Source organism: Oceanobacillus polygoni (assembly GCF_008304605.1).
Lineage (GTDB): Bacteria > Bacillota > Bacilli > Bacillales > Amphibacillaceae > Oceanobacillus > Oceanobacillus polygoni.
In genome coordinates this window covers 275159-299527 of the sequence record NZ_PIJY01000024.1, presented here as the reverse complement: position 1 = coordinate 299527, position 24369 = coordinate 275159, and the positions used below count along the sequence as shown (strand labels likewise).

Annotated in this window: 29 protein-coding genes and 1 other annotated feature; of the genes, 13 read left to right on the top strand and 16 right to left on the bottom strand. The window is 36.7% G+C overall.

Going from position 1 to position 24369, the window contains the following annotated elements:
* Positions 1–39: 39 nt before the first annotated feature.
* Complete coding sequence (locus tag F1560_RS10640; protein WP_149474594.1) at positions 40–222, top strand: hypothetical protein; 183 nt, start codon at positions 40–42, stop codon at positions 220–222.
* A gap of 42 nt (positions 223–264) precedes the next feature.
* On the opposite strand, the gene pepF is transcribed toward F1560_RS10640, so the two are convergent.
* Together pepF and F1560_RS10630 are read right to left on the bottom strand one after the other, a co-directional pair.
* Positions 265–2076, bottom strand: a complete 1812-nt coding sequence (gene pepF, locus F1560_RS10635; RefSeq protein WP_149474593.1) for an oligoendopeptidase F — start codon at positions 2074–2076, stop codon at positions 265–267.
* A 102-nt stretch (positions 2077–2178) separates the two neighbouring features.
* The gene (locus F1560_RS10630; protein WP_187773695.1) at positions 2179–3372 is read right to left on the bottom strand and encodes a competence protein CoiA; all 1194 of its coding nucleotides are present in this window, start codon (positions 3370–3372) and stop codon (positions 2179–2181) included.
* A 273-nt stretch (positions 3373–3645) separates the two neighbouring features.
* Here F1560_RS10630 and F1560_RS10625 point away from each other — a divergent pair, with 273 nt between their 5' ends.
* From F1560_RS10625 to F1560_RS10615, 3 genes are all read left to right on the top strand, one after another.
* The gene (locus tag F1560_RS10625; RefSeq protein WP_149474591.1) at positions 3646–3852 is read left to right on the top strand and encodes a DUF5320 domain-containing protein; all 207 of its coding nucleotides are present in this window, start codon (positions 3646–3648) and stop codon (positions 3850–3852) included.
* A gap of 128 nt (positions 3853–3980) precedes the next feature.
* A complete protein-coding gene (locus F1560_RS10620) occupies positions 3981–4493 on the top strand; it encodes a spore coat protein (protein ID WP_149474590.1) in 513 nt (170 codons plus the stop codon).
* 30 nt (positions 4494–4523) lie between these two features.
* Entirely contained in the window at positions 4524–4955 is a 432-nt protein-coding gene (locus tag F1560_RS10615; protein ID WP_149474589.1) for a spore coat protein, read from the top strand.
* 363 nt (positions 4956–5318) lie between these two features.
* Here F1560_RS10615 and mecA read toward each other — a convergent pair whose 3' ends face one another.
* The 3 genes from mecA to spxA all read right to left on the bottom strand — a co-directional run bounded on the left by mecA (position 5319) and on the right by spxA (position 7391).
* Positions 5319–6011 (bottom strand): adaptor protein MecA, encoded by a 693-nt coding sequence (gene mecA / locus F1560_RS10610; RefSeq protein ID WP_149474588.1) that lies wholly within the window; start codon positions 6009–6011, stop codon positions 5319–5321.
* Positions 6012–6492: 481 nt separating this feature from the next.
* The gene (locus F1560_RS10605) at positions 6493–6894 is read right to left on the bottom strand and encodes a thiol-disulfide oxidoreductase DCC family protein (protein WP_149474587.1); all 402 of its coding nucleotides are present in this window, start codon (positions 6892–6894) and stop codon (positions 6493–6495) included.
* A gap of 101 nt (positions 6895–6995) precedes the next feature.
* Positions 6996–7391, bottom strand: a complete 396-nt coding sequence (gene spxA, locus F1560_RS10600) for a transcriptional regulator SpxA (RefSeq protein ID WP_149474586.1) — start codon at positions 7389–7391, stop codon at positions 6996–6998.
* A gap of 379 nt (positions 7392–7770) precedes the next feature.
* Here spxA and F1560_RS10595 point away from each other — a divergent pair, with 379 nt between their 5' ends.
* Together F1560_RS10595 and F1560_RS10590 are read left to right on the top strand one after the other, a co-directional pair.
* A complete protein-coding gene (locus F1560_RS10595) occupies positions 7771–8112 on the top strand; it encodes a P-II family nitrogen regulator (RefSeq protein ID WP_149474585.1) in 342 nt (113 codons plus the stop codon).
* Between the two features lie 298 nt (positions 8113–8410).
* Complete coding sequence (locus F1560_RS10590) at positions 8411–9787, top strand: ammonium transporter (RefSeq protein ID WP_149474584.1); 1377 nt, start codon at positions 8411–8413, stop codon at positions 9785–9787.
* A gap of 88 nt (positions 9788–9875) precedes the next feature.
* Here the strand turns inward: F1560_RS10590 and F1560_RS10585 are convergent, their stop codons facing one another.
* Complete coding sequence (locus tag F1560_RS10585; RefSeq protein WP_149474583.1) at positions 9876–10469, bottom strand: GNAT family N-acetyltransferase; 594 nt, start codon at positions 10467–10469, stop codon at positions 9876–9878.
* Positions 10470–10588: 119 nt separating this feature from the next.
* Complete coding sequence (locus tag F1560_RS10580; protein ID WP_149474582.1) at positions 10589–11797, bottom strand: putative glycoside hydrolase; 1209 nt, start codon at positions 11795–11797, stop codon at positions 10589–10591.
* Positions 11798–12059: 262 nt separating this feature from the next.
* Between F1560_RS10580 and F1560_RS22670 the strand changes: the two genes are divergently transcribed.
* Together F1560_RS22670 and trpS are read left to right on the top strand one after the other, a co-directional pair.
* Positions 12060–12581 (top strand): nuclease-related domain-containing protein, encoded by a 522-nt coding sequence (locus F1560_RS22670; protein ID WP_338112780.1) that lies wholly within the window; start codon positions 12060–12062, stop codon positions 12579–12581.
* A 693-nt stretch (positions 12582–13274) separates the two neighbouring features.
* Positions 13275–13449 (top strand) — a binding site (T-box leader).
* 57 nt (positions 13450–13506) lie between these two features.
* The gene (trpS, locus tag F1560_RS10570; RefSeq protein WP_149474581.1) at positions 13507–14496 is read left to right on the top strand and encodes a tryptophan--tRNA ligase; all 990 of its coding nucleotides are present in this window, start codon (positions 13507–13509) and stop codon (positions 14494–14496) included.
* Between the two features lie 78 nt (positions 14497–14574).
* On the opposite strand, the gene F1560_RS10565 is transcribed toward trpS, so the two are convergent.
* From F1560_RS10565 to F1560_RS10540, 6 genes are all read right to left on the bottom strand, one after another.
* On the bottom strand, positions 14575–15336 hold the full coding sequence (locus F1560_RS10565) for a YjbA family protein (RefSeq protein ID WP_149474580.1): 762 nt from the start codon (positions 15334–15336) through the stop codon (positions 14575–14577).
* Between the two features lie 83 nt (positions 15337–15419).
* Positions 15420–15620, bottom strand: coding sequence for a YuzI family membrane protein (locus F1560_RS10560; RefSeq protein WP_149474579.1), 201 nt, complete (start codon positions 15618–15620; stop codon positions 15420–15422).
* A 159-nt stretch (positions 15621–15779) separates the two neighbouring features.
* Complete coding sequence (gene fabF, locus F1560_RS10555; protein ID WP_149474578.1) at positions 15780–17018, bottom strand: beta-ketoacyl-ACP synthase II; 1239 nt, start codon at positions 17016–17018, stop codon at positions 15780–15782.
* Positions 17019–17049: 31 nt separating this feature from the next.
* Entirely contained in the window at positions 17050–17988 is a 939-nt protein-coding gene (locus F1560_RS10550; RefSeq protein ID WP_149474577.1) for a beta-ketoacyl-ACP synthase III, read from the bottom strand.
* A 111-nt stretch (positions 17989–18099) separates the two neighbouring features.
* On the bottom strand, positions 18100–19056 hold the full coding sequence (locus F1560_RS10545; RefSeq protein ID WP_245347621.1) for a BMP family ABC transporter substrate-binding protein: 957 nt from the start codon (positions 19054–19056) through the stop codon (positions 18100–18102).
* 94 nt (positions 19057–19150) lie between these two features.
* On the bottom strand, positions 19151–19771 hold the full coding sequence (locus F1560_RS10540; protein ID WP_149474575.1) for a hypothetical protein: 621 nt from the start codon (positions 19769–19771) through the stop codon (positions 19151–19153).
* Positions 19772–19998: 227 nt separating this feature from the next.
* Between F1560_RS10540 and F1560_RS10535 the strand changes: the two genes are divergently transcribed.
* Positions 19999–20175, top strand: coding sequence for a DUF2929 family protein (locus tag F1560_RS10535; protein WP_187773694.1), 177 nt, complete (start codon positions 19999–20001; stop codon positions 20173–20175).
* Positions 20176–20224: 49 nt separating this feature from the next.
* Here F1560_RS10535 and F1560_RS10530 read toward each other — a convergent pair whose 3' ends face one another.
* Complete coding sequence (locus tag F1560_RS10530; protein WP_149474574.1) at positions 20225–20545, bottom strand: hypothetical protein; 321 nt, start codon at positions 20543–20545, stop codon at positions 20225–20227.
* 108 nt (positions 20546–20653) lie between these two features.
* Between F1560_RS10530 and F1560_RS10525 the strand changes: the two genes are divergently transcribed.
* Positions 20654–21466: an undecaprenyl-diphosphate phosphatase gene (locus F1560_RS10525; protein WP_187773708.1), complete on the top strand. Its 813-nt coding sequence runs from the start codon at positions 20654–20656 to the stop codon at positions 21464–21466.
* A gap of 56 nt (positions 21467–21522) precedes the next feature.
* On the opposite strand, the gene F1560_RS10520 is transcribed toward F1560_RS10525, so the two are convergent.
* Positions 21523–21834: a metal-sulfur cluster assembly factor gene (locus F1560_RS10520; RefSeq protein ID WP_149474572.1), complete on the bottom strand. Its 312-nt coding sequence runs from the start codon at positions 21832–21834 to the stop codon at positions 21523–21525.
* 95 nt (positions 21835–21929) lie between these two features.
* Positions 21930–22691 carry an esterase gene (gene yjfP, locus F1560_RS10515; RefSeq protein WP_149474571.1) on the bottom strand — a complete coding sequence of 254 codons (762 nt, stop codon included), beginning with the start codon at positions 22689–22691 and terminating at the stop codon, positions 21930–21932.
* A gap of 138 nt (positions 22692–22829) precedes the next feature.
* Here yjfP and F1560_RS10510 point away from each other — a divergent pair, with 138 nt between their 5' ends.
* From F1560_RS10510 to F1560_RS10505, 3 genes are all read left to right on the top strand, one after another.
* Positions 22830–23666, top strand: coding sequence for a Cof-type HAD-IIB family hydrolase (locus F1560_RS10510; RefSeq protein ID WP_149474570.1), 837 nt, complete (start codon positions 22830–22832; stop codon positions 23664–23666).
* 137 nt (positions 23667–23803) lie between these two features.
* Positions 23804–23953: a hypothetical protein gene (locus tag F1560_RS22130; RefSeq protein WP_187773693.1), complete on the top strand. Its 150-nt coding sequence runs from the start codon at positions 23804–23806 to the stop codon at positions 23951–23953.
* Positions 23954–24145, top strand: coding sequence for a DUF3813 family protein (locus F1560_RS10505; RefSeq protein ID WP_095309557.1), 192 nt, complete (start codon positions 23954–23956; stop codon positions 24143–24145).
* Positions 24146–24369 lie beyond the last annotated feature (224 nt).

Here is a 24369-nt window from a genome sequence, read left to right as displayed (position 1 = left end):
TGTAATGAGCCGATTAAAGTTGTCACTGGAGGGATTGAGATGCGAAGAGTTTATCGGTTTTATCCTATTTTATTTATCACACTAACCGTTTTTGCCTTTTTCTTAAATTTATTGGGCTTAATGAAGCTCATTCCGCTTTTTATTACATTGCCATTATTTTTCTTATCTATCTACTTAACACTTCATTCTTTTACCCAGCGAAATGTACGGAGGTATAGATAAAGGGAATCAGCAGTTTGCTGATTCCCTTTATCTGTGCATGCTTTATCCAAGTAACAAACGTTCCATTTCATTTAATTTCTCTTCAAAGACATCAAGTGCATCTAAAATCGGTTGTTTCGATGTCATATCGACGCCTGCCTTTTTCAACACTTCTATTGGATAGTCACTGCTTCCGGCTTTTAGGAAATCAAGGTAACGATCAACGGCACCTTCTTTTCCTTCTAGTATTCCATTTGCAAGTGCAGTTGCAGCTGAATATCCCGTTGCATATTGATACACATAATAGTTGTAATAGAAATGTGGAATTCTTGCCCATTCAAGACCGATTGCTTCATCCGAAACAACTGCTTCTCCGTAATATTTCTTGTTTAGATCATAGTAAATTTCTGTTAGCTTATCCGCAGTAAGCGCATCCCCAGCCTTCGCTCTCACGTGTATCTCATGCTCAAATTCAGCGAACATTGTCTGGCGGAATACCGTTCCACGGAAGCCTTCTAAGAAATGATTTAGAATATATAGCTTTTGTTTTTCATCTTCTAAATTATTTAATAAATAATCATTTAACAATGCTTCATTTGTCGTAGATGCAACCTCAGCTACAAAAATGGAGTAATCTCCATAGCGGAAAGGCTGTGTCTTTCTTGTATAGTAGCTGTGAACAGAATGACCCAGCTCATGTGCTAAGGTAAACGTATTGTTCACATCATCTTGCCAATTCATTAAAATATACGGGTTTGTTGCATAGGATCCAGAAGAATATGCTCCGCTTCGTTTTCCTTTATTTTCTTCCACATCGATCCAGCGATTTTCAAAAGCTTCTTTTAGAATTTCTGCATATTCACTCCCGAGTGGTGCTAAGCCTTTAAACATATAATCCTTAGCCTCTTCATAGGAAACCTTCATTTCTACTTCTTTTACCAATGGTGTGTACAAATCGTACATATGCAATTCATCGAGCTTTAATACCTTTTTACGTAGCTCTGTGTAACGATGCAGTAATGGAAGCTTTTCATTAACCGCTTCAACTAAATTATCATATACTTGCTCTGGAATATTATTGGTATCAAGCGCTGCCTGTCTTGCAGTTTCATAATTTCGAACCTTCGCAGAGAAATTATGGGTTTTCACATTTCCACTAAGTGTTGATGCAAACGTATTTTTAAAATTGCCATACGTATCATATACCTTAGTGAACGCATCTTCTCGAACACGGCGATCCTTTGATTCTAAAAACGTAGAATATCTTCCATGTGTAAGATCAACCTCTTCCCCATCCTCGTTGACAATAGATGGAAAAGTTAAATCAGCGTTATTAAGCATACTAAATGTCTGCGAAGAGCTTGATAAAGGCTCAGAAGCCTCTGCAAGCAAAGCCTCTTCTTTCTCGCTTAATGTGTGAGGACGCCCGCGATTAATTTCATCCAATACTTTTTTATAAAAGTTTAGTTCTTCTTTTTCCTCAAGAAACTGCTTAATTTTAGCCTCATCCATTTGAAGCACTTCTGGTACAATATAACTCATTACACTTGAAGCTTGAGTCAACACCATTTCCGCTTGCGCATTTAAGCCCTGATAAAAGGAGTTGGTTGTATCCTGGTCATATCGCATATGCGAATATGTATATAATTTTCCTAGACGTTCAAAAAGCCCATCCTGCAGTTTCAACAAATCATATAAGGCATCCGCAGACTCCGATAATTTCCCTTTATACGCTTCTGCTTGCGGAATATCCTGCTGCAGCTTTTTTAATTCTTCCTGCCATAATTCATCTGATGCAAAAATATCCTCTAATCTCCATGTAGATTCAACCGGTATTTCACTACGTTTCGGTAATTCTTTTGTCGTTTTTGACATGAATAAATTCCTCCCTTATGCTTTCTATACTAGTTCTAGACTCCCTAGGGAAAATCCTTTATAAATTCAATCTATACTTTAGTATAACGAACTATTCCCAATTCATGCTCGTATTATGTTTGATTTTTGCCTAAATAATTCCTTTACAAGTTGCTCATCCCCTTGCACCGCTTGCTCAATATGATGATAAAAGGAAATTGGCTGGCGTTTTTTATACATACCGCTAGAGACTTCCTCAATTACTTCAAGCTGCTCGAGCAAGCTAAGGTATTCTTGAACCGGATTACTTTGCGAAGAGATTAATGGAAACTGTTTTGGTTTATATAGCTGTCGAAAGAAAAGGCTTTGGCATTCAGCATTAGAAAAAACACCTTCAACGGGAAGTGGATCAATAATCTCCAGGCAGACTTTACTCTGCCAATTCCATAGTGGGGTTTTCATTCGATATTGCGAGGCTATTGGGAGATGAACAATTGATGGGAGGTTTTCAAGATGCAGGCCTTTGGAGTACAGCCATCTCCGCCAATTTAATTCATTTCCATAAGGCTTTATTCCTTGCGTTTGACGAAATTTATACTTTTCTTTCCGCCATAAGTATTGTAGTTCTGCATTTGTAAAAGACTTTAATTGGAACAGGTCTGAAAATTTACGGTTATTTAGTGGCGAAATATAGATTTTCCCAATGGCTTGCGTGCTTTTGGTAATGAAAATATCTTGTAAGATTGCAAGTTGAGAGGTGTATGGGCAAAAGTAATAGAGTACAGGTGGCATGCGTGGGTTATATTGATGCATTAATTGTCGCGTAAACTGATCAATTCGAAAACTATTCGCTTGATAACGTGTAAAGAGAGTCGCACCGACAATCCATATCGGAGTAATTCCGACTGATAGATATCCATAATTACGTTGTCTTATTTTTTCCACAGAGACTCTTGCACATTGATATTCAATAGCAATTCGTCTGTTATTCCAAGTCACTAATATATCTGGACGTTGTTGGATTTCAGGAAGAAATGATTCTAATTCAACCTCCATATTATGACGCTTGAACCATTGATACAACAAGAGTTTTCCTTGTTCGTGATATATCCCCTCCCCACCTTTCTGGGACGGACAATCTACAGCAGTCTTATGAGCAAAATGAGCAATCACTTTAAAGCCCACCTTCATAATTACCTGTTTCCCACAAACGGAACAATAAAATAATGTGCCAGCGTCTCTTAATGCAATTATTCTTTCTCGACTCATTGTTGCAAGCGTGATGGATCTACCATCCTCGGTTTTTGCTTGCAGCATAAAATCACCTCCATCAAAACTATACATTCGACAGCGAATGACAAATTCCTGCTTCGGAAATATTAATTACTCAACTTTTGCACCCAGATAAAATGGTTAAATACAATTCCTGTAGAGTTCATTACCCTTGAAGTATAGTGCTTGATTTTAAGAAAAGGCAATCTCTCTAGCCCCCTATAGAACCACCTCTTAAACCTCTATAGACAACAGCATAGTCAACTCCTAGTTAAATACCATAGTATAAAATATATTGAATGGAAGAAGGTGAAATGAATGAGTGATGTATCTAAGCAACAAGTATCTGAAAAGGTAGTTGATCTTATGGTCGATAGTATATTCAGAAAAAATGGCATTAAACCAGATGAATTAAAGAAGAATTTGTCTGATGAGCAGAAGCAAATGCTAAAAGAAATGGTAGAAGATTTAAAAGAACAAGTTGATCAATTCAATAAAAGAAATACGGAGCTTACAGATGAATAAGGAATAAGCATAAGAAAACACCTACATTTAGGTGTTTTCTTTATTTATAAGGTTTCTAGTATATTTGTACAATCTTCTAGTAAAAAAAGCCATAAATTATCTTATAACCATAAGAAAGGAGTGTCATGATGGCAGTTTATAGAAGTTCAAGAGATATGAATAACTATACTGAAGTGCACCACGATTGTGCTAATAATTTTAGTGAGAAACGTAAACATGAATCAAGCAACGAATCAAGATTTGATTACAATTTTTATAATAACGATGATGGAACAGTTTCCCAAGATGGTGGCGAATACGCATATTTGGAACAAGAATCAGCCGAGCTTATTTGGGTAAAAGAATCCTGCGATATCACGATTAATACCACGAATACCCAAGTGGGAGTCTCACTACAAGCAGGATTACAACTGGCAATCGCACTGGTTCTTAGAATTACAATCGGTGATTCTGATCAAGGTGAAGCAGTAGCGCAAGATTTAATACAGCAGTTTGATATGACTCAATCTAATAGACAAAAAATCTATATTTATAATACAAAAGATGCAACAGTTACAACTACAGACACAGACCTAGCAATTAATATTCAAGTTTTGCTGCAGTTATTACTAGCGTTAATAGTTATCGTCGATATTTTATAAAATAAACATGGATGAAAAGAGGTGTATAGAATGTCAACTCTTAAAGAATGGCGAGCTTTAGATCATTGTGATACTAATAATCAAAACAATGCAGACGTTGATCAGGAAGCTGTACAGCATGATTCGATTAAGCAAGTATCAGATGAATGGATTATCATTAAGAACTCTGAAGATGTTCACGTTACTTCAACAGATACGCAAGCTGCAGTTTCCCTGCAACTAGGTATCCAGGCTGCAATCGCAGTAGTTCTTAGTATAACAATTGCAGATTCTGATCGGGCAAAGGATGTCTTGCAAGACTTCAGACAGGTTTCTAAGACAAGACAGAGCAATCGCCAAAAAACAATTATTGATTGTTCAAAAAATGTCAATGTCACTACAACTGACACAGCTATAGCAATTAACATCCAATTGTTAATTCAGATTCTTGTAGCCATCATTGCAAGCTTAGATGTACTCTAGAAGAAATGTTTTTATGAGTAAATAGAGATGTTAGGGAGAACTAGATCTTCCGTAACCTAGATCAGATTTTCTCCCATTTTGTTGCGGTTTATTATAAATAGGGGCGTCTTACTGATAAGGATTTCTTAAAATATTCGATAACCTTAACATTTAATGTAATGATCCCAATACTCCAGTTTCGTTGGCTGGGGTATTTTTATTTCTTATTAGTTTTTAATTCGTCAATTAAAGCGGCTATGCAGGCTTGCCTAACTATATCTAGGTTTACCTACCTATTTTAGCCCGCGAAAGTTGAGTTAACTATTTAGAGAATGTTTATTTTATTAATTTAAACAAAAAAATAGACACCCTTTTACAGAATGTCTATACCTCAACTGGGAAATATGATCTTACTTGCGAAAATGTATTGGATTCAAAAATAACCTTGCCATACTCCTCCAATAAATGAATAGATACATCAGAATCATTTGCAAATTCAAGTACTTGACTAATTATATTCTCCTGCTTGTTATCATCAAGTATATCGTGAGAAAATTCCATGTACAAATAGTATTTATCATTATAATGGTATAGTGTCTCTTCCCCAAAATCAGATAATTCGTTGAAATAATGACTTAGTTGAATAACGTCCTCGAATTCATTAAACTCTACAATAATCCATAAATTATCCTCAATCATATCCTCATCATCATCCTCTGAAGATGAAACATTCTTGCCAAATTTATCTTCAAGTAGGTTTTCAATCTTTTCTTCAACCGGTAAGTCGAAATCATCCGCATCCTCAGAATCCAATTCAAGGTGTTCACCACTTTTAGAAACTTTCGCCTTTGTAACAACTATTTCAAGCCCTTTTTCCATCGCTTGCACTTGAATCCATAGAGGGCCGTCAGGATTAAAGTCTTCCTTATAGTTAACTTCATCCATCATTTGCCAGAAAAGTTGTTCACTGCGTTCACGGTTATACCAGATTTCTTCACGTTCAAAACCGAGATCTTCAATATCGATATACGAAATATAAAACTTAATGGTATTCTCATTTATTCTCTCTATTTCCAATTTAATTCTCTCCCTTCAAATTGAAAAAGTTATAGCTGTTTCGTCCTTGCAAAGCATAGCTTCATCATTTCATATTAAGGAAAAACAGTTAGGTGGAAGAGACATCTTCACCAATTATTTATTTCAACTTTATTTGCTACTCTATAGTTTGTAGTACCCTTTTCAAAGGAACTCTAACCATCGCTATACCTGTTCTTACTTCTATTGTATGATAGTGTACGGCATCTTGGAAATTAATATGCCTATTTACCATATGAATTTTTCATCCTACCCAATAAGAAGTGGATAGTTAGTATGCTATTTTACAGCATTCCCCCCATTTTGTCACCCGTTTCGCGTCACGATAGGATGACATATTTAGCACAAAAATCCATAATGAGCAATGTTGAAATACCACAACAGAATCATTAGAAAAACTGGTATCTGTCAGGTGTTATGGGGACCATAGTTGCACATAAACCGGAAGGAAAGTTTTTAATTTCTAATTCCCATCTGTCAAAAAACGCTTCCTAACTTCAGGACTAGGCAATTCACAGCTTTTCTTTCTTCCAAACCATTTATAACGATTTTTCGCAATAATTCCATAAAAAACATCTCGAATTGGCCTTGGAATAATTACGAAAATATAAAAGAGTTTCCATAGTCCCTTTAATTGCTTACATATCCGAAGAGCCGCTGTGGATCTAATGTAACACTTGTTATCCTCGATAAGCACCATAGTATCCAAATCTTTTGGAATATCAAAATTCCTTAATCGATTTTTACTAATATTACTCTGCAGCGAAGCAAATTTAAAATGGCCTTTAGGATCCCTTGCAATGATAAATTGCACGCTTCGATCACAAAAATTACAATCCCCATCAAATAATATTAGCTTTTCCACAGTACTCCCTCCTTATGTTTTTCTAGCTCAGCCTTAAAAGTAGAAAAAACGCAGCTCCATAAGGACTCTGCGTTTTTATATTTTATTTTATGAAAAAATAATTAGTTAACCATCCTCTGAGCTTCGCGTAACTGAAACGTGCGAACAGTTCTCGGTAAAAATCTGCGAATCTCATCTTCGTTATAACCTACTTGCAGGCGTTTCTCATCCAGAATAATTGGTCTTCTCAATAATCCAGGATTTTTTTGAATTAGACTAAATAGATCCTTCATTGGAAGTTGTTCAATATTTACATCCAACTTTTGAAAAACCTTCGAACGCGTAGAAATTATCTCATCCGTTCCATCTTCAGTCATACGTAATATTTCTTTAATCTCATTAAGCGTTAGTGGCTCAGAGAAGATATTACGCTCTGTAAACGGTATGTTGTGTTCTTCTAGCCATGCTTTTGCCTTTCTGCAAGAAGTACAACTTGGCGAGGTATAAAGTGTTACCATGAAACTTCACTCCTCATTTTTAAGTATGTTAGATTATTATCACAAACATTGGTGCACTTATTAAATTATAATAAGTTTAAATTACCTATATGTATAGTATACTACATTTGTCAACTAAAAGGTAGAGGTTATTCTAGAAATATCAGGTAATTTTACAATGTTTTTATTAAAAATCTAAACCTATTATGTAATGTACCCATCCTCTATTTCAATTAAACCTTCTAATTGAAAAAATCTTACCAAAGTCGGAAACGCTTACTTCTAAATTTTCAAAAAACATACAAAAAAATACTTGCATTTAATAAAATTTACTATTATGATAATTAACATAACTAATGATGTTAAGAAACCTCACATCAAATGAAGGGATGAAAAAACAATGAAAAAAGTCGAGTCCATCATTCGACCAGAAACATTTCAAGCACTGCGGCATAACCTTTCTGAAATTGGATTTAACGGTCTAACCGTAACCGAAGTAGCTGGTACCGGTAAGCAACGCGGACAAACTGGTGTCTATCGATCGACAGAGTTCCAAATGCAGTTACTACCCAAACTTAAAATTGAAATGATCGCAGAAGACAATCAAGTAGATGAGATCATTGATATCATTCTCCAAAGCTGTAAAACAGGCAATATCGGTGACGGCAAGATATTCATCTCCCCAATCGAAGAGACGATTCGAATACGCACAGGCGAACGAGGAGTCAAAGCAGTTATGTAATCTACAAGTCTGATTAACATACAAGCAGAAACTTGTTCACTCTTTCTTATAAATCCTTACTTACGCATTCATCACCTGTAGACTCACTCACCATAGAAGAAAATTCACAACTTGTAATTACACTCTCCATCTAAACGACTTATATAAACATAAAGACATCTCACTATTTTAATAACTTACATTCGAGAAAGCACAAACTTGAAAACTTATTATTAATCATCTCTGTCAAGCAATGCGTTGCAATGATAAAGATGGATACTTTTTAGGAAAATCCATTAAAATACCGGGAGGAAACGATATGTTTAGAAGAAGCTTTCTATTATTCTTAGCCTTACTTTTCATCGCAACACCAGCTCATGCTGCAGTGCCAACGGTTGAATCTCTAGAATTATCCGTTAATCTTGTATGGGTTATGCTTGGTGCAGTTCTTGTATTCTTTATGCACGCAGGATTTGCAATGGTTGAATCAGGTTTTACACGCTCTAAAAATACATTGAACATCCTAATGAAAAACTTTCTGACCATTAGTATTGCTGCAATCTTATTCTTTATTATTGGATACGGAATTATGTTTGGCACCTCTGGGGGATCTGTCATTGGAATCGACGGGTTTATGCTTCGTGGTGTGGAAGACATTGGATTCTTTGTTTTCCAAGCAATGTTTGTAGCCACATGTGCAACGATTATGTCAGGTGCTGTCGCTGAACGAATCAAGCTTGGTAGCTACGTACTTATTGTTGTAGCTATAACCGCAATTATTTATCCAGTCGTTGGTCACTGGATTTGGCAGGGGGACGGCTGGATCTCTGCTTTAGGTTTTAGTGATTTTGCTGGGTCAACGGTTGTTCACTTAACAGGTGCAGTCGCAGCATTTATGGTGGTTCTTATTCTAGGACCACGTATTGGAAAGTATAATGGGAAAAAAGTTAACGTTATTCAAGGGCATAACATGCCACTAGGTGCACTTGGTGTATTTATTCTTTGGTTAGGCTGGTTCGGTTTCAATGGCGGTAGTACATTAGCGGCTGACCCTTCATTAGTCCCAATGGTTATCGGCACGACATTACTGTCTACTTCAGCAGCATTATGCTCTTCTTCACTTTATACTAAGCTACGATTCAAAAAGGTAGATGCATCTCTTGCAATGAATGGTGTTTTAGGAGGACTCGTCGGAATTACAGCAGGCGCAGCAGAAATCACATTTGGGGGCTCAATCATTGTCGGACTGATTTCTGGAATCGTGCTTGTCGAAGGGATTCGTTTCTTAGATACAAAACTTAGAGTAGACGATCCAGTTGGCGCCATCACAGTACATGGAATCTGTGGTATTTGGGGAACTTTAGCAATCGGTTTGTTTTCCACTTCAACCGGACTATTTTACGGTAATGGATTCTCACAGCTCGGTATTCAAGCTATAGGAGTTATTGCTGTAATCGGTTGGGTTGCTTTAACCGTTGGAGGTTTCACCTATCTCCTTAATAGAATTTCTCCTATTCGTGTTTCAAAGGAGGAAGAAGTTGCTGGGCTCGACTTTACAGAGCATGGTTCAAATGCTTATAACTTTAAAGACAACCTATTAGATGGTGATACAGAAATTACAACAAAAAACTTCGGATTAGCGGATCGTTTGAATAAGAACATCCCTGTTGGAGGCCCATCAGAGCAAAGATCTTAATTGTTGACAAAGGAGAGACAGCCTAAAGGTTGCCTCTCCTTTGTTCTTACATCAACATGCCCCTTCTCTTTGAGCTTTAGACAAGTTGTTATGCTTTCTCGGGATTTTTTAAACGCTCTAAAATATTTTCAGAATCACGATTCTCATCATAGCTCAGCACTTCATCTACAGATTGATATGCTTTTCCATATATTTCTTTATCTTTATACGTATGGATATCATTATACATTTTCTTCATTTGTTCGAAGATGACTTCTTCGGCATCGGCATTTGGCGACCAGTATAATATTTCTAATTGTGTCTCTTCATTTGTAGCTAGTGATCGACGATTATATCCGATTGATTGTGCATGGGTAAATCCTTCTCGGTTATAAAAACGCAACCTTTTTTCGGAATCTGTATCGTCATAATCAATCGGCTCTACCTCTAATATAATCGGTTTATTCTTCGCCTTTAGATTTTCGATTAATTGATGCCCAATTCCTTGTCCTCTCGTCTTTGATGAAACCCATAGGTAATCGATAAAAAGGAATGTCTTAAATTCAGCATACATCAGCACATGCTGTGGACTTTCATCCTTGTAGTATACATCACCTTTTTCATCTAATAGGATTTCCATATGCTTTTTTGATTTCATTTCTTCGATTGGAAAATATTCGTTCAGCTTTTCATACCAATTCATGGATCTACTCCTTTTTCCGTAGTCCCACTTAGTATAACGAAAATGTTTGCATTTGTTAAATGAGGTCTGCATTTTTTTTACCAAAAGCAAAAGACTGCCTTATAGACAGCCTCTTGTTATTATTTCCCAATCATATAATCAACATTTTCTGTATACACATTACCCGAATTCCAAAGCAAGAACTCATCGATACCATTCTCATATAACGCTTGAATTTGCGCTTCTATTTCAGCTTTACCATATTGTTTCGTCGCGCCACTGTATAACCACGGAGCTTCAAAATCCTGGAGCCAAGGTCTCGATACTGGTGGAGTATCCAGCTCACCTAATACCGCGTTTTCAACCTTCGCATATTCTGTAACTAGCTTATATGGCTCTTCATCAGGGTTTTCAATACCAAAATACGATGTCCAATGACTTGGATAAATCATAGAAGAAATGACGTCAACATTTTCAGATATTCTCGAGAAGTTTTGACCAATTCCTGGTGTTTCTTCAATCGTTGCTGCATAACCAAAAATATCAACAGACACATCTACATCATAATTGGATAGCTCTTCTCTCGCATATGCAACAAAATCTGTCACAGCTTCAACACGTTTTTTAATATTGTTTAAGTCCATATCTTTATAGTCGCCAAGTGTATACTCTAGCTCTTCATCCTTTGTTTCGAAGCCCTCCGGGAAGCGCACATAGTCAAATTGAATTTCTTGGAATCCCATTTCTGCCGCCATTTTAGCAATTTCGACATTATATTCCCACACTTCTTTTTCAAAAGGGCTAACAAAAGCTTCTCCTTTGTTGTTGACCCATACTTCTCCATTTTGAGTGAACGATAAATCAGGACGTTCCTTAGCGAGCAGCGAATCCTTAAATACAACAACCCTAGCAATGGGATAAATTTGCTTTTCTTCTAAAAGTTCCATCAATCCTTCAGGATCTGAAATATAATTGGTCGCAATGTCCTCATAAGGAGAACCCTCTTCTGGTTTAAACGTTAAATGCCCATGATCTTCTTTAATATCAATAACCATTGCGTTCAAATCTGTTGTGTCTACCAACTCTACAAGGCTTTCAAATTTGCTAGACCCAACGGAATTTCCAGTTACATAGATTCCTCTAACAGCATCAGGATATTCAAAGTCATAACCAGAGTCATATGTAAAACGCTTTATGTTTTGATATATGTCCATTAATTCTATGTTTGTCTTTCTTTCTTGATGCAAGGATGCCTGCACTGCTTCTTCCGCTGCTGCTACCGTTGGAATTGAAATACTAAGTAAAAGAATTCCAATGAATGCCATAATCGTACTTCGCCTTTTCCGCATGTTGAATCAATCTCCTATTAAAGTTAATAAGTTAAGTATAAATGAAAAGTTCGTTCATTTAAATGGATATTCCTAATTCGTTTTAAATACTTTTCATTCCAATTAACTTAAAGTACAATTACCCGTCGGGCGTAAAATAAAACCGCAATTTATATTTAAATTTTTTCACTAGGATAATCGTTCAGCTCTCTAGATTTCTCTAAATGGATTATTTCAGTATAATTAGATTAGTTTAATATATAAATCAGAAATGATGTTATCTATGCCCTACAAACCTCGTACGAAATCCAGAGGATTACAGGTTCTTCATGCCTTAGACAAGCGAAAGAAATTAACAAACAAGGAAAAACAACACTACTTCAATTTAAACAAAGGCTATGAAGGAGAAGCTCTATTCGATCACTTCACAGCAAAATTAAAGTGTGAATGCTTCATCTTAAACGACTTGTTACTAGAAACTAATAACACGTCTTTCCAAATTGATTGCCTTATTATTACAGGGGATAAATTTTATATTTATGAAGTAAAAAACTATGAAGGCGATTATCATTACCAATCTGATAAGTTATTTAAGAAGCCTAGATTAGAAATTATTAATCCCCTGCACCAACTAAGCAGAAGCGAATCCTTACTACGACAGTTACTTCTTACACTCGGTTTTATTCCTCAAATTGACGCTTCAGTTGTTTTTATAAACCCCAGCTTCACCCTATACCAAGCACCTCTAGATAAACCTTTTTCTTTTTCCAACCCAAGTAAAAGCATACATGAAAAATTTAAATGAAACGCCTTCTAAATTAATGGAGAAACATAGAAAACTTGCAGGCCAGTTACTATCATTACATGTATCCGAGTCCCCTTATAACCAACTACCTTCTTATGAATATGATCAATTACGAAAAGGAGTTATTTGCTTTAAATGTTATTCGTTTTCGTTAACTTTTGGTAGAAAGAAATATATTTGTAAGAAATGCCTACAAGAGGAGTTGATTGAAGATGCTGTTTTAAGAAGCATAGATGAATTTAGATTACTATTTCCAAATAAAAAAATTACAACCAAAATTATCTACGATTGGTGTCAATTTGTACCGGAAAGGAGAATTCGAAATATTCTTTTGCAAAACTTTTCAAAAATGGGCGAGCATCGTTGGTCGTATTTTAACTAATTAAAATAGCTAGATAATCTATTTTATGAAATCCTCTCGGGTACTGGCCGATTCTGGAATGACTTTCATGATTATCGACCGTGACGTGCTTGCTCTCGGTTAATTTTGCTAAGACTTCCATGCTTATCGACCGTGCCTTTGCTCTCGGACGATTCTCCTATGCTTTCCATATTTATCGTCAGTGACACCTATACTCTCGGGTGATTCTAGTATAATTTCTGGTTTCACCGTAAGTGACAGCAAAAACGTGTCTAACAAACTTCCCACTTGCATTTCAATAAAAGGATATATATAATAAATAAAAATTAATATGTTTAGCAATGAAAAAGATATAGTACAATTTACCCGCTGAATTTTAGAGAGCTTGTGGTTGGTGAAAATAAGCATCAAGGTAAATTGGAATTGGGCTTTAGAGCTGATGACAATTAAAGTGATCTTACACAGTTAAGATAATTAGGGTGGCACCGCGGTTCATTCGTCCCTTTCTATAGGGAGTATGGGCTTTTTTTAATGCTTTAAAATGATAAGATGGAGTGATAAGACATGGAGAAAATTTTTTCTGGAATTCAACCAAGTGGTACGTTAACACTGGGGAATTATCTTGGAGCAATCCAACAGTTTGTTGAATTACAAAATGATTATGATTGTTTCTTCTGCATTGTAGACGAACACGCAATTACTGTACCGCAAGAACGATTAAAATTAAGGCAAAATATCCGTTCTTTGGCAGCCCTATATCTTGCCTCAGGTATTGATCCTGAAAAAGCCACGTTATTTATTCAATCCGAGGTTCCTGCACATACACAGCTAGGATGGATGCTACAGTCTATTAGCTATGTTGGTGAGCTAGAGCGGATGACCCAATATAAAGATAAGTCTGAAGGGAAAGATGCAGTTTCTTCTGCATTACTTACGTATCCTTCCTTAATGGCAGCAGATATCCTTCTTTACAACACAAATGTCGTACCTGTTGGCGATGATCAAAAGCAGCATCTGGAATTGACTCGAAACTTAGCACAGCGCTTTAATAATCGATTTAATGACATTTTTACGATCCCAGAGATTCGTATTCCAAAGGTCGGAGCGCGAATTATGTCTTTACAGGATCCGACGAAGAAAATGAGTAAATCCGATTCAAATGAAAAAGGCTACATTTCCATGCTGGATGAGCCGAAGAAAATCGAAAAGAAAATCAAGAGTGCTGTAACGGATTCTGAAGGTATTGTGAAATTTGATAAGGAAAATAAACCTGGTGTCTCAAACTTGCTTACTATTTATTCAAGCTGTACAGGTGAATCCATTGAAACACTAGAAGCCAAGTATAAAGGTAAAGGCTACGGGGATTTCAAACAAGGCGTAGCAGATGCTGTAATCAGTGTTTTAAAGCCAATTCAGGATCGATATGCAGCATTAATTGATTCAGAAAAACTTGATGATATTTTAGATCAAGGTGCAGAAAAAGCGTCCTTTACAGCAAATAAAACGGTTGCCAAAGCAAAGAAAGCAATGGGACTTGGAAGAGTTAAAAAATAATTATTTAAAAATGCGCTAGGCAGATTCATTCTGCTTAGCGCATTGCTTTTTAGCTCGTTCGATGGCATATACTGAAACCTATTTTTGATTTGATGTATCATGCTCTGGCCCAATCTCAGCTTCCCACATTTTCTCTAAAAAAGGCTGTCCACGAATCAGTTTCATGCAAAGTTCTTCATGCGTTGAACTCCAGCCATCTTTCACACCATTATACAACGCTTCCCAAACTGTATCCTCATCCATATAGCGAATCGCAGGATATTGCTTGGGGTCCCATTCAGTTAGCCAGTACCGCAATTCTTCGCGATTATTTGTTGTCTTCAACTGATCCAAACCAATCATGAGCAATTGTTTGAGTTGTCTTTCTTTTCTTGTCAGGCCAAAGATTAGCTCCGGTGGCATGGATAGCATATGGTATTCTTTTTGATAATCACTTTCAACAAATTTAAAGGATTGTGCTTTCGTATTGGCAATCATATCGAACACAAGCTGTTCTTGCCTTGGTATTAATCTGCTTTTACGAATTGGGATCGAATAGCCAATTGTATCAAAGGCGAGTATATCATTACCGTCGGTGACAATACATGCATACTCCACAACTGACCTTTTCTGTCCCTTGCGTGTATATGCTCTTTTGTAGATCGAATCAAGCAAAGCTTTCGGCAGATCATGCATATCATTTTCAATGTAGTTATATAGTGTTTCTGTTATGTATAACAATGGCACTTGGTCCAATAGCTCAATCGCGTCCTCCTTACGCCACTCATGGAAATGACAGACACTATAGCCATTCTCTTCTCCTTCAAACCAATTCACCCATACATCGTGCAAATATAACATAGAACAACCCTCACTTTTCATATTCCGATTTAGAATACATTATGACCATCACGGAGAAAAATATTCGAGAAGTTCCATTAAAATTAATTTGGATAACGATAAAGCACAAAAGCCATTATCACAAGTCCGACTAATAGAAAGTAGCATTCAATTCTTCCACTAATAAAAATAAAATAATCCGCCCATGATAAACCGGCTGGTAAAAAGTTCATATATGCAATAATGGTGACCCCACCTGTAACTGCTAGTCCAAATCCAACGAGAAAGATAAAAATATAGCCCATCATACCCCACCTAAGCTTGTCCGTTTAATACATTCTATGCTTGTCTACTCAAAAGCATGTCATTTCAGATAGCATTATTAATGATCGACGAAACGATGAACTTTTTTAGCCATCAAAAAAGCTGGTTAGCAATTTATCGCTACCAGCTTCTTATAGATATTAGTTATATTTTTTAAATACAAGTGCAACATTATGTCCGCCGAAACCAAGTGAATTACTTACTACCACGTCCACGTTTTGTTGTCTTGCTTCATTCGGAACATAATCCAAATCACAGTCTGGATCTGGTGTTTCTAAATTGATCGTCGCAGGGACAATACTATCTTTTATCGATTTAATTGAAATAACAGCCTCAACTCCACCAGCAGCTCCAAGTAAATGTCCTGTCATCGATTTTGTCGAGGAAATTGCCAACTTGTTTGCATAATCACCAAAAACAGCTTTAATTGCAGCAGTTTCGTATTTATCATTTAAGTTCGTGCTCGTCCCGTGGGCATTAACATAATCAACGTCTTCTGGAGCAATACCAGCATCCTTTAGCGCAAGCTGCATGGCACGAGCTGCACCTTCACCATTTTCTGCTGGAGCCGTAATATGATAAGCATCACCTGTTGCACCATATCCGACAATTTCTCCATAGATTTTTGCGCCACGCTCAAGCGCCGAATCCAATGACTCTAAAATTAAGATCCCAGCACCTTCACCCATAACAAAACCATCGCGGTTTTTATCAAATGGGCGACTAGCTGTACTTGGATCTTCATTCGTTGATAAAGCTTTCGCTGAAGAGAATCCTGCAAAGGCCATATCGGAAATAGGCGCCTCTGTACCACCAGCAATAATATAGTCAACGTCTCCACGCTGAACCGCTTTGAATGCATCTCCAATTGAATTGGCACCTGATGCACAAGCTGTAACCGAACAAGAGTTGATACCTTTTGCACCTAATTGAATGGATACTTGACCAGCAGCCATATCTGGAATCATCATTGGAACAAAAAATGGACTAACCCTTTTCGGACCTTTTTCTAATAGTTTTGTATGCTGATCTTCCCACGTTTTCATACCACCGATGCCTGACCCAATCCATACGCCTACTCGATGTGCATTGCTATCATCAATCGTAAGCTTTGCATCTTCTACAGCCATTTTCGCTGCAGCAACTGCATACTGTGTGAATGGATCCATCTTACGTACATCTTTTTTATCCATATATTCTGTCGGCTCAAAATCCTTTACTTCTGCAGCAACTTTAGCAGGATAGTCGTCTTTATTAACCTTCGTTACAAAGTCAATTCCTGACTTGCCTGCTAAGATATTTTCCCACATCGTTTCTACATTATTACCTAGAGGGGTTATTGCCCCTAGTCCAGTAACTACTACTCTGTTTTTTTCCATTAGCTTTTCCACCTTTCTCTAAATTAATGGCTTATTTGCCCCAACGCATTGCAACGGCGCCCCACGTTAGACCGCCACCAAAGCCAACTAATACAATTAAATCATTATCTTTGATTTTACCTTCTTTAACTGATTCAGATAAAGCCATAGGTATCGATGCTGCGGAATTATTACCATACTTCCGAATCGTCGCTGCCATTTTATCAGGTGAAATTCCTAAACGCTCACGAGCAGCATCCATAATTCGAATATTTGCCTGATGCGGCACCAAATAATCTACATCCTCTTTACTATAACCTAATTGATTAATTACGTTAACTGTAGACTCTGGCATTTGTCTTACTGCAAATTTATATACTTCACGTCCGTTCATAACCAGTTGATTATTTTCGTCCTGATACAAATCTTTACCACCGGATCCATTAGCTCCTAGTTCAAAGGATAAAATCCCTTTTCCTTCTCCCACTTCACCAACAACTGCTGCTCCAGCACCATCCCCAAGTAATACACATGTAGAACGATCTTCCCAGTTGATGATTTTAGAAAGCTTATCCGCACCAATGACAAGTACATTTTTATAAGCTTTTGTTTCGACAAATTGTTTAGCTGTAATTATTCCATACATAAAACCAGCACATGCAGCACCTATATCCATCGCAGCTGCATTCATCGCACCTAGACGTTCCTGTACCATACATGCTACAGATGGAAATGGTGTATCTGCAGTTACAGTTGCAACTAAAATTAAGTCAATATCATCTACATCGATTGCAGCTTCTTCAAGTGCTCCGAGTGCTGCATGGTATGCCATATCCGATGTATCGATATCGTCCTCAGCTAACCTTCTTTCCTCAATTCCAGTTCGTGTGCGAATCCATTCATCATTTGTATCCACTATTTTTTCCAAATCTTTATTTGTAACGATTTTCGTTGGAAGATAATGACCTGTGCCCAATATACCTACGTTCATATTGACAGCTCCCTTATATATTCATGTTTAATATCAATTATTATGACTTGGTACTAATTTTAATGTAAAATGGTTTATTTAGCAAGAAAAAAACGGATATTTCACCGTTTATTATCGTTCATTTGGAAGCAGGCCAGTCTCCTTATATTCGTTAATCAGTTCATTCATTTCCTCTTGAAACACTTCTGGTATTGCTTCATTGAATTCACCTAATGTAATCAACTCATCTTGAAAATCTAATGTAATCAACTCTCCGGCAAGCCTTCCTTCATTAAATTGCTCGGCTGTTATTTCATAAAGCTCGTCTACATGTTGGATAGTACTTGTTAGAACTGTGTTAGGAGCTATGGAAAGCTGGTCTGTAATATAACCAATTGCGTAATTTTGATCTTCAGCAGCTTTTCGAATCACTTCACCACTGTAGGAATCCCCTATTGGATACACAACATCCACACCATTTTGCTGCATTGTCTTGTATATGCCTGTTGCTATATCTATATTCGTCCAACTATTAGTATAATTAACGCGAATATGAGCATCTGGGTTTTGGTATTTTACCCCTTCATAGAATCCCTCTGTTTCTGGTTGCCAGGAAAATGCAGCAATGACGCCAATTTCATCTGTAGTAGTCATCTCACCTGCCACCATTCCTGCAAAAAATCCCATTGCATGTGAATTAAAGTTTAAGCTCGTGACATTTTCGCTGGACTCTCCCCCGTTAACGTATACAAAATGGACATCGGGGTATAACTCCGCGATATCCATAAAGTAGTCACCATACATATTACTATGACCAAAAATCAAGTTTACTCCATCCTGGACAAACGCATCAACAGCTTCATTGATTTCCTCTTCAGTTGTTATATTTTCTTTATAATATACTTGGACATCGAATCGTTCTTCAATTAGTGAAAGCCCTTTATAGCCTTTCTCGCTCCATGCATTCTCATCAATGGCAGTATCGACTAGCAAACCAACATTTTGAATCTGACCAGTATCAAAGTATGAGCAACCTGAAAGAATAGATATACCTGCTACGAATAATAGAACGATTGTTATTTTCCTCAAGGTCTGACCCTCCATTCTGCCACATTATCACAGCATCTTCCATTGTACCTGCAACGTTTTCTTCGGTAAATGAATCCAATGTTACATTTTTATATCATACTGTAAAATTTCTTTTTGAACGATAATGCTCGATTACAGATTTCACTCTTTCCTGCTTAGGTATATTGTCACGGATGAAGACGTTTTTTTCAAGTTTAGAGTGCCCATCTTTTTCATTATCGTTATGATTAACATTTAAGATTGGTGGTAAATCAGAAACGTTTAGCCATTGGAGCAGCGCTTTCGTAAAATCACCTATATAAAGTGCATTTTCCTTGAAAACATCTGATTCAAAAGCGATTAATGTATCCTCATCATATATTCCTTTTTCATTCATTGGCATCCATTCTCCAAATAGAATGGGGGTGTGGATGACAGTACATTTCTTATATATTTCTGATCGAACCGAACCCGCAGCTGGATTAATTACGATTAATAGATCAAATTCCTGATGAATAGCACTTGTTTTTTGTTCTCCAACAAGGATACCGACAGTATACTTCTTTTGAACGCCTTCTGGAACAATTGAAAACGAACTGTTTCGAGCAAAGAACATACTTAAATCTTCTTCGTTCGTTGTAGCTGATAGAGCATCAACCTTGTAATCATTTTCTAAAAGTGTATCAACAATATGATAGGTTACCCACTCATTACAATCCATTACGAAAATAGACATTCATAAACACCTTCCTTTTATATAGGCCACATGCGTTGCCTTTAAATATTTTAATTTCATGACAAGCCTTTTCATTTACGTCCGTATTTGTTAAAATATATGAGGATATCAAGATGATTATCGTTTGAATTATAAAAAGATAAAATAATTATTGTTACAGTAGGTGATTTCAAGAAGTTAACCTTGTTGAATAACCTTTAATAGAATGAAAAGTGGGGGTGGGTGCTGTGCGTTACATAATGACAATTGTTTGGGCAATATTGATTGGTGCTGCTGTATCCTATGTATTAACGAGTATGGGTGGAGAACCTTTCGTCTTATCAGAAGCGTTAATTCTTTCAGGTATTTTTGTCATAGCAGCTTTCATTTTAGGTGAAGGCGTACTAAGAGAAAAAAGTAATTAAAAGCAGAAATAACCCTTGCCTTAAGCAAAGACGGCAAGGGTTTTCATTTTTAATACCAAGGTAGGATACTAATGGCTGCGAGTGCCGCTAGCGGCAAAATGAAACGTTGAAATCTTCGTGGTGGTCTCCCAAAGCCGTAACCATATCCTGGATAGCCGTACCCTGGGTAACCGAAGCCAAATTGTCTATTATCTTCATGTCCTTGGTAGGCTTGTTGATTCGGATCTACGGGCACAGCAAAATATACGTATTCATCGTCCAAACCGGTTATAATCCCATCAAAATTTGAGCCATCTGTTGTTTGCGCAAGCACATACGAATGCATATGGCTCTTGCATAAATCATACATATGTTTAGAATCATTTTTCATTTTCGTAACCTCCTTCTCACCATCAGCCTATTCATAGGCCCAGTATATGGTGACTTGTTTACAGGTGAAAATGAATGACTAAAATAAGGAGAGAAAACAATGGACTTTATATCAGAATTATGGACAATCATCCAGTATTTTATTTTAGGACTCGTACAAGGTGTAACAGAACCAATTCCAATTTCATCGAGTGGACACCTTATTATTTTCCGGGATCTTTTTGGAATTGAAGTAAGAGGGTTATCCTTCGAGATATTTGTTAATTTCGCTTCACTCTTAGCAGTTTTTATCATTTACTGGAATGATATTATCCGTTTAATTAAAAACGGCTTTCTTTACTTAGTAAAACGGGATCCAGCAGCAAAAAGCGATTTCCAATTTATCATTTATCTTATTGTTGCAACAATCCCAGTTGGTGTTATTGGCATGTTGTTTGGTGACGCAATTGGAGAAGCATTAAGTGGAACAAATGTAGTCGGAGTTACACTCCTCATTACAGCAGTTGCTATCTGGGTGATCCGTAATTTAAGAGGAAGAAAAAATGACGGTGACTTAACAATGAAGGATGCACTAATTGTTGGACTGACACAGGCAGTTGCTGTAACACCAGGGATTAGCCGTTCAGGGTCTACTATTGTTGCATCGATGCTCGTTGGAATGAGACAGGAAACTGCGCTTCGCTTTTCATTCCTGTTATATATCCCAGTTAGCTTAGGGACAACCATTATCGAAGTTCCCAAACTAGTGAGCAGCCCAGAATTTCAATCAATGCTCATTCCGAATATTATCGCCTTTATCACAGCATTTATTGCAACCTACTTTGCATTAAAATGGTTTATGAATATCATGGCAAAAGGAAATTTAAAGTATTTCTCTTATTACTGTGTTGTCGTAGGGTTATTGGTTATATTTTTCTTATAAAAAATACAAAAGCAGCTCACGAATTAAAGTGGCTGCTTTTTCCAATTATTTTAAGATCAATCTGGAATTCCTAAGGCAATTTTAGCATAACGTGACATTTTATCTTTACCCCATGGTGGATCCCATACAACATTTACTCTTATTTCTTTCGCTTCTGGAATATCTGCAAGTGCATGCTTAATATCGGTTTCAATATGTGCAGCCAATGGACATCCCATGGACGTTAAGGTCATCGTAACGTTACAAACCCCATCTTCATCTAAATCAACATCATATATTAATCCTAAATTAACAATGTCAATGCCTAACTCAGGGTCGATTACATTTTCTAACGCGCCAAATAAATTCTCTTTTAAAGCTTCATCCATCTCTTCTACCTCCAATCCTTCATCTATTTCTATTTAACCATAAATTGAGGTTTTATTAAATGATTTTAACCTATTTCTACATCATCAGGCTGTCATTATAAATGTTTCTCAAACCATTTAACTGTTTCCAATATAGCTGAGCGACTTACTTTATGATTTTGATTTGGTTCTTTAATGAATTTAATGTTGTCTTTATTTTGATAAATCGCTTGAATCTCATCATAAAATGTATAAGAATGATCGAATGGAACAACAGAATCGCTTTCCCCATGCCAGAATAATAATGGACGATCATTTAATTTCTCTGGCTGCTTTGATAAATCATAATCCTCCAATTGTTCATAGAGATTTTCAATCATTTCTTCTGTTACCGGCAGGTCCCCTACTTTTTTAAAGCTCTCCACCAATGTCTTAGCATAAACTGTTATTTTAGGAGAACCCATTAAAATTGCAGCGACTTTAATCCATGAATACTGTGACAATGCCGCAGATGTCGTGATTCCTCCCATACTTGTCCCAGCCACTCCAAAACGGTCTTCCAAAATCAAACCCTTGGAATCGAAAAATGATTGAATAGCGGCCAATTCTTTTACATTTTGCATAACGATGTCCCAAAAAGAAACTTGTTTTTTTAACTTTGGTACATCTGGTTCCCTTTCTCCATGATACATGCTGTCAGGTAATACAACTCTAAAGCCCTTTTCAGCTAACAAATATGCTAACGGAAGATTATGCTCTTTTGCACTTGTAAACCCATGAAAGTAGGTAATAACTGGTAATGCTTCTTTTTTCTTTTCTGCGTCTACTACAACCAAACATGGTATCGTTTGAATTTTTTCTGTATAGATTCCGATCATGTATGTAATTCCGCTCCTTCTCTGTATACTATATTCTATTTTAAGGGTAAGCTTAAGCTTGTTGCAAATAATGTAAAGGAAAAATTACTTTACATATATCGCTTTCCTCTATACACTATCACATACGAGGTGAATTTTATGGAAAATAAAAAACATTTAATTGCGTTAGATCTTGATGGTACACTTCTAACGAATAAACAAGAGATTAGTGCTCGAACGAAGCAAACAATTCAAACTGCTATGGAGGAAGGGCATCTCGTTGTGATTTCTACTGGTAGACCACACCGTGCAAGCATTCATTACTATAATGAACTTGGTTTAAACTCCCCCATGGTTAATTTCAATGGTGCATTAATTCACCACCCACAAGATCGGACATGGGATTTCGCTATGCATACACCAATGCCACTCAAAACTGCTCATACCATAATTGATGCCTGCTATGATCTAGAGGTTAATAACATATTGGCTGAAGTGATGGATGATGTTTATCTTGATAATTACAGCCAGGAGATCATTGACATTTTCCATCAAACCCAAAAGGATCGACCTTATATTATTGGAAGCATTAAGGATAAATTAGAAGAGGATCCAACTTCTGTCCTTATATACCCGAAAAAAGATCATATTGAGTCATTGCGCAATCATCTGGATGATTATCATGCGGAAATTATTGAACACCGCAGATGGGGAGCGCCTTGGAATATCATTGAAATCATCAAAAAAGGAATTAACAAAGCTGTTGGCTTGCAAAAAATTGCTGATTATTACGGTATTCCAAAAGAAAGAATCATCGCCTTTGGTGATGAAGATAATGATTTAGAAATGATTGATTATGCAGGTGTCGGCGTTGCAATGGGCAATGCAATTGATGAATTGAAGTCCGTTTCAAAATATCAGACCTTAACAAATGAACAAGATGGAATTGGTGTCTTTTTAGAAGAGTATTTAAAAATTAAGGTAAAAACGGTTTAAGCGCCAGTTGTTACCAGCTATATAAAATGGTCCATCGGCCATACTACTTAGTGAACGTATGATACGTTCACTTTTGATTTGCTTTACTTTTAGCATCTGTTCCGAGTGATTCGTTATTATCCAAGGAGGTTTTCGTCTTGGGCAAACGAAGTAAATCGAAGCGTTTCAGTCATCAGGGGGCTGCTTCCGTCAAAAAACATGACGAGATTTTCACGTATCGTTCCACTTTATCGGAAGAGGGACGAAAACATGAAGAAGCAGCCAATCACAATCTAGGAGGGTTTTAGGTGCAAAACAACCTATTCCAGCAAGCTAAAGACGCAGTTTCAAACATGATGATGCAAGGCAATGCGAACTCCCAAGATAAGCAAGCTGCACAAAATGCAGTCCAAGCAGCCTACACCGAAGCTACACCTGAGGAACGCAATCAATTACAACAACTTGAACAGCAGTTGAAACAGCACAATCAATTACAGTAATGAGATTTTAAGCAATCTCTAATTCATCAAGCAGTTGATGAAGCTGGTTTGCTAAAAGAAATAATCTCCCCTTTCGTCGGGGAGATTATTTTTGTTTACTATGAGAAATACCATTTAATAAAAATCACGATTGAAATCCTACTTCATCTACTTGTTAGAATTCATTCACCGTAAGGGTCTTTCTTTTTTTTTATACTTATTTCTGCTACTATAGAGGTAAGTAT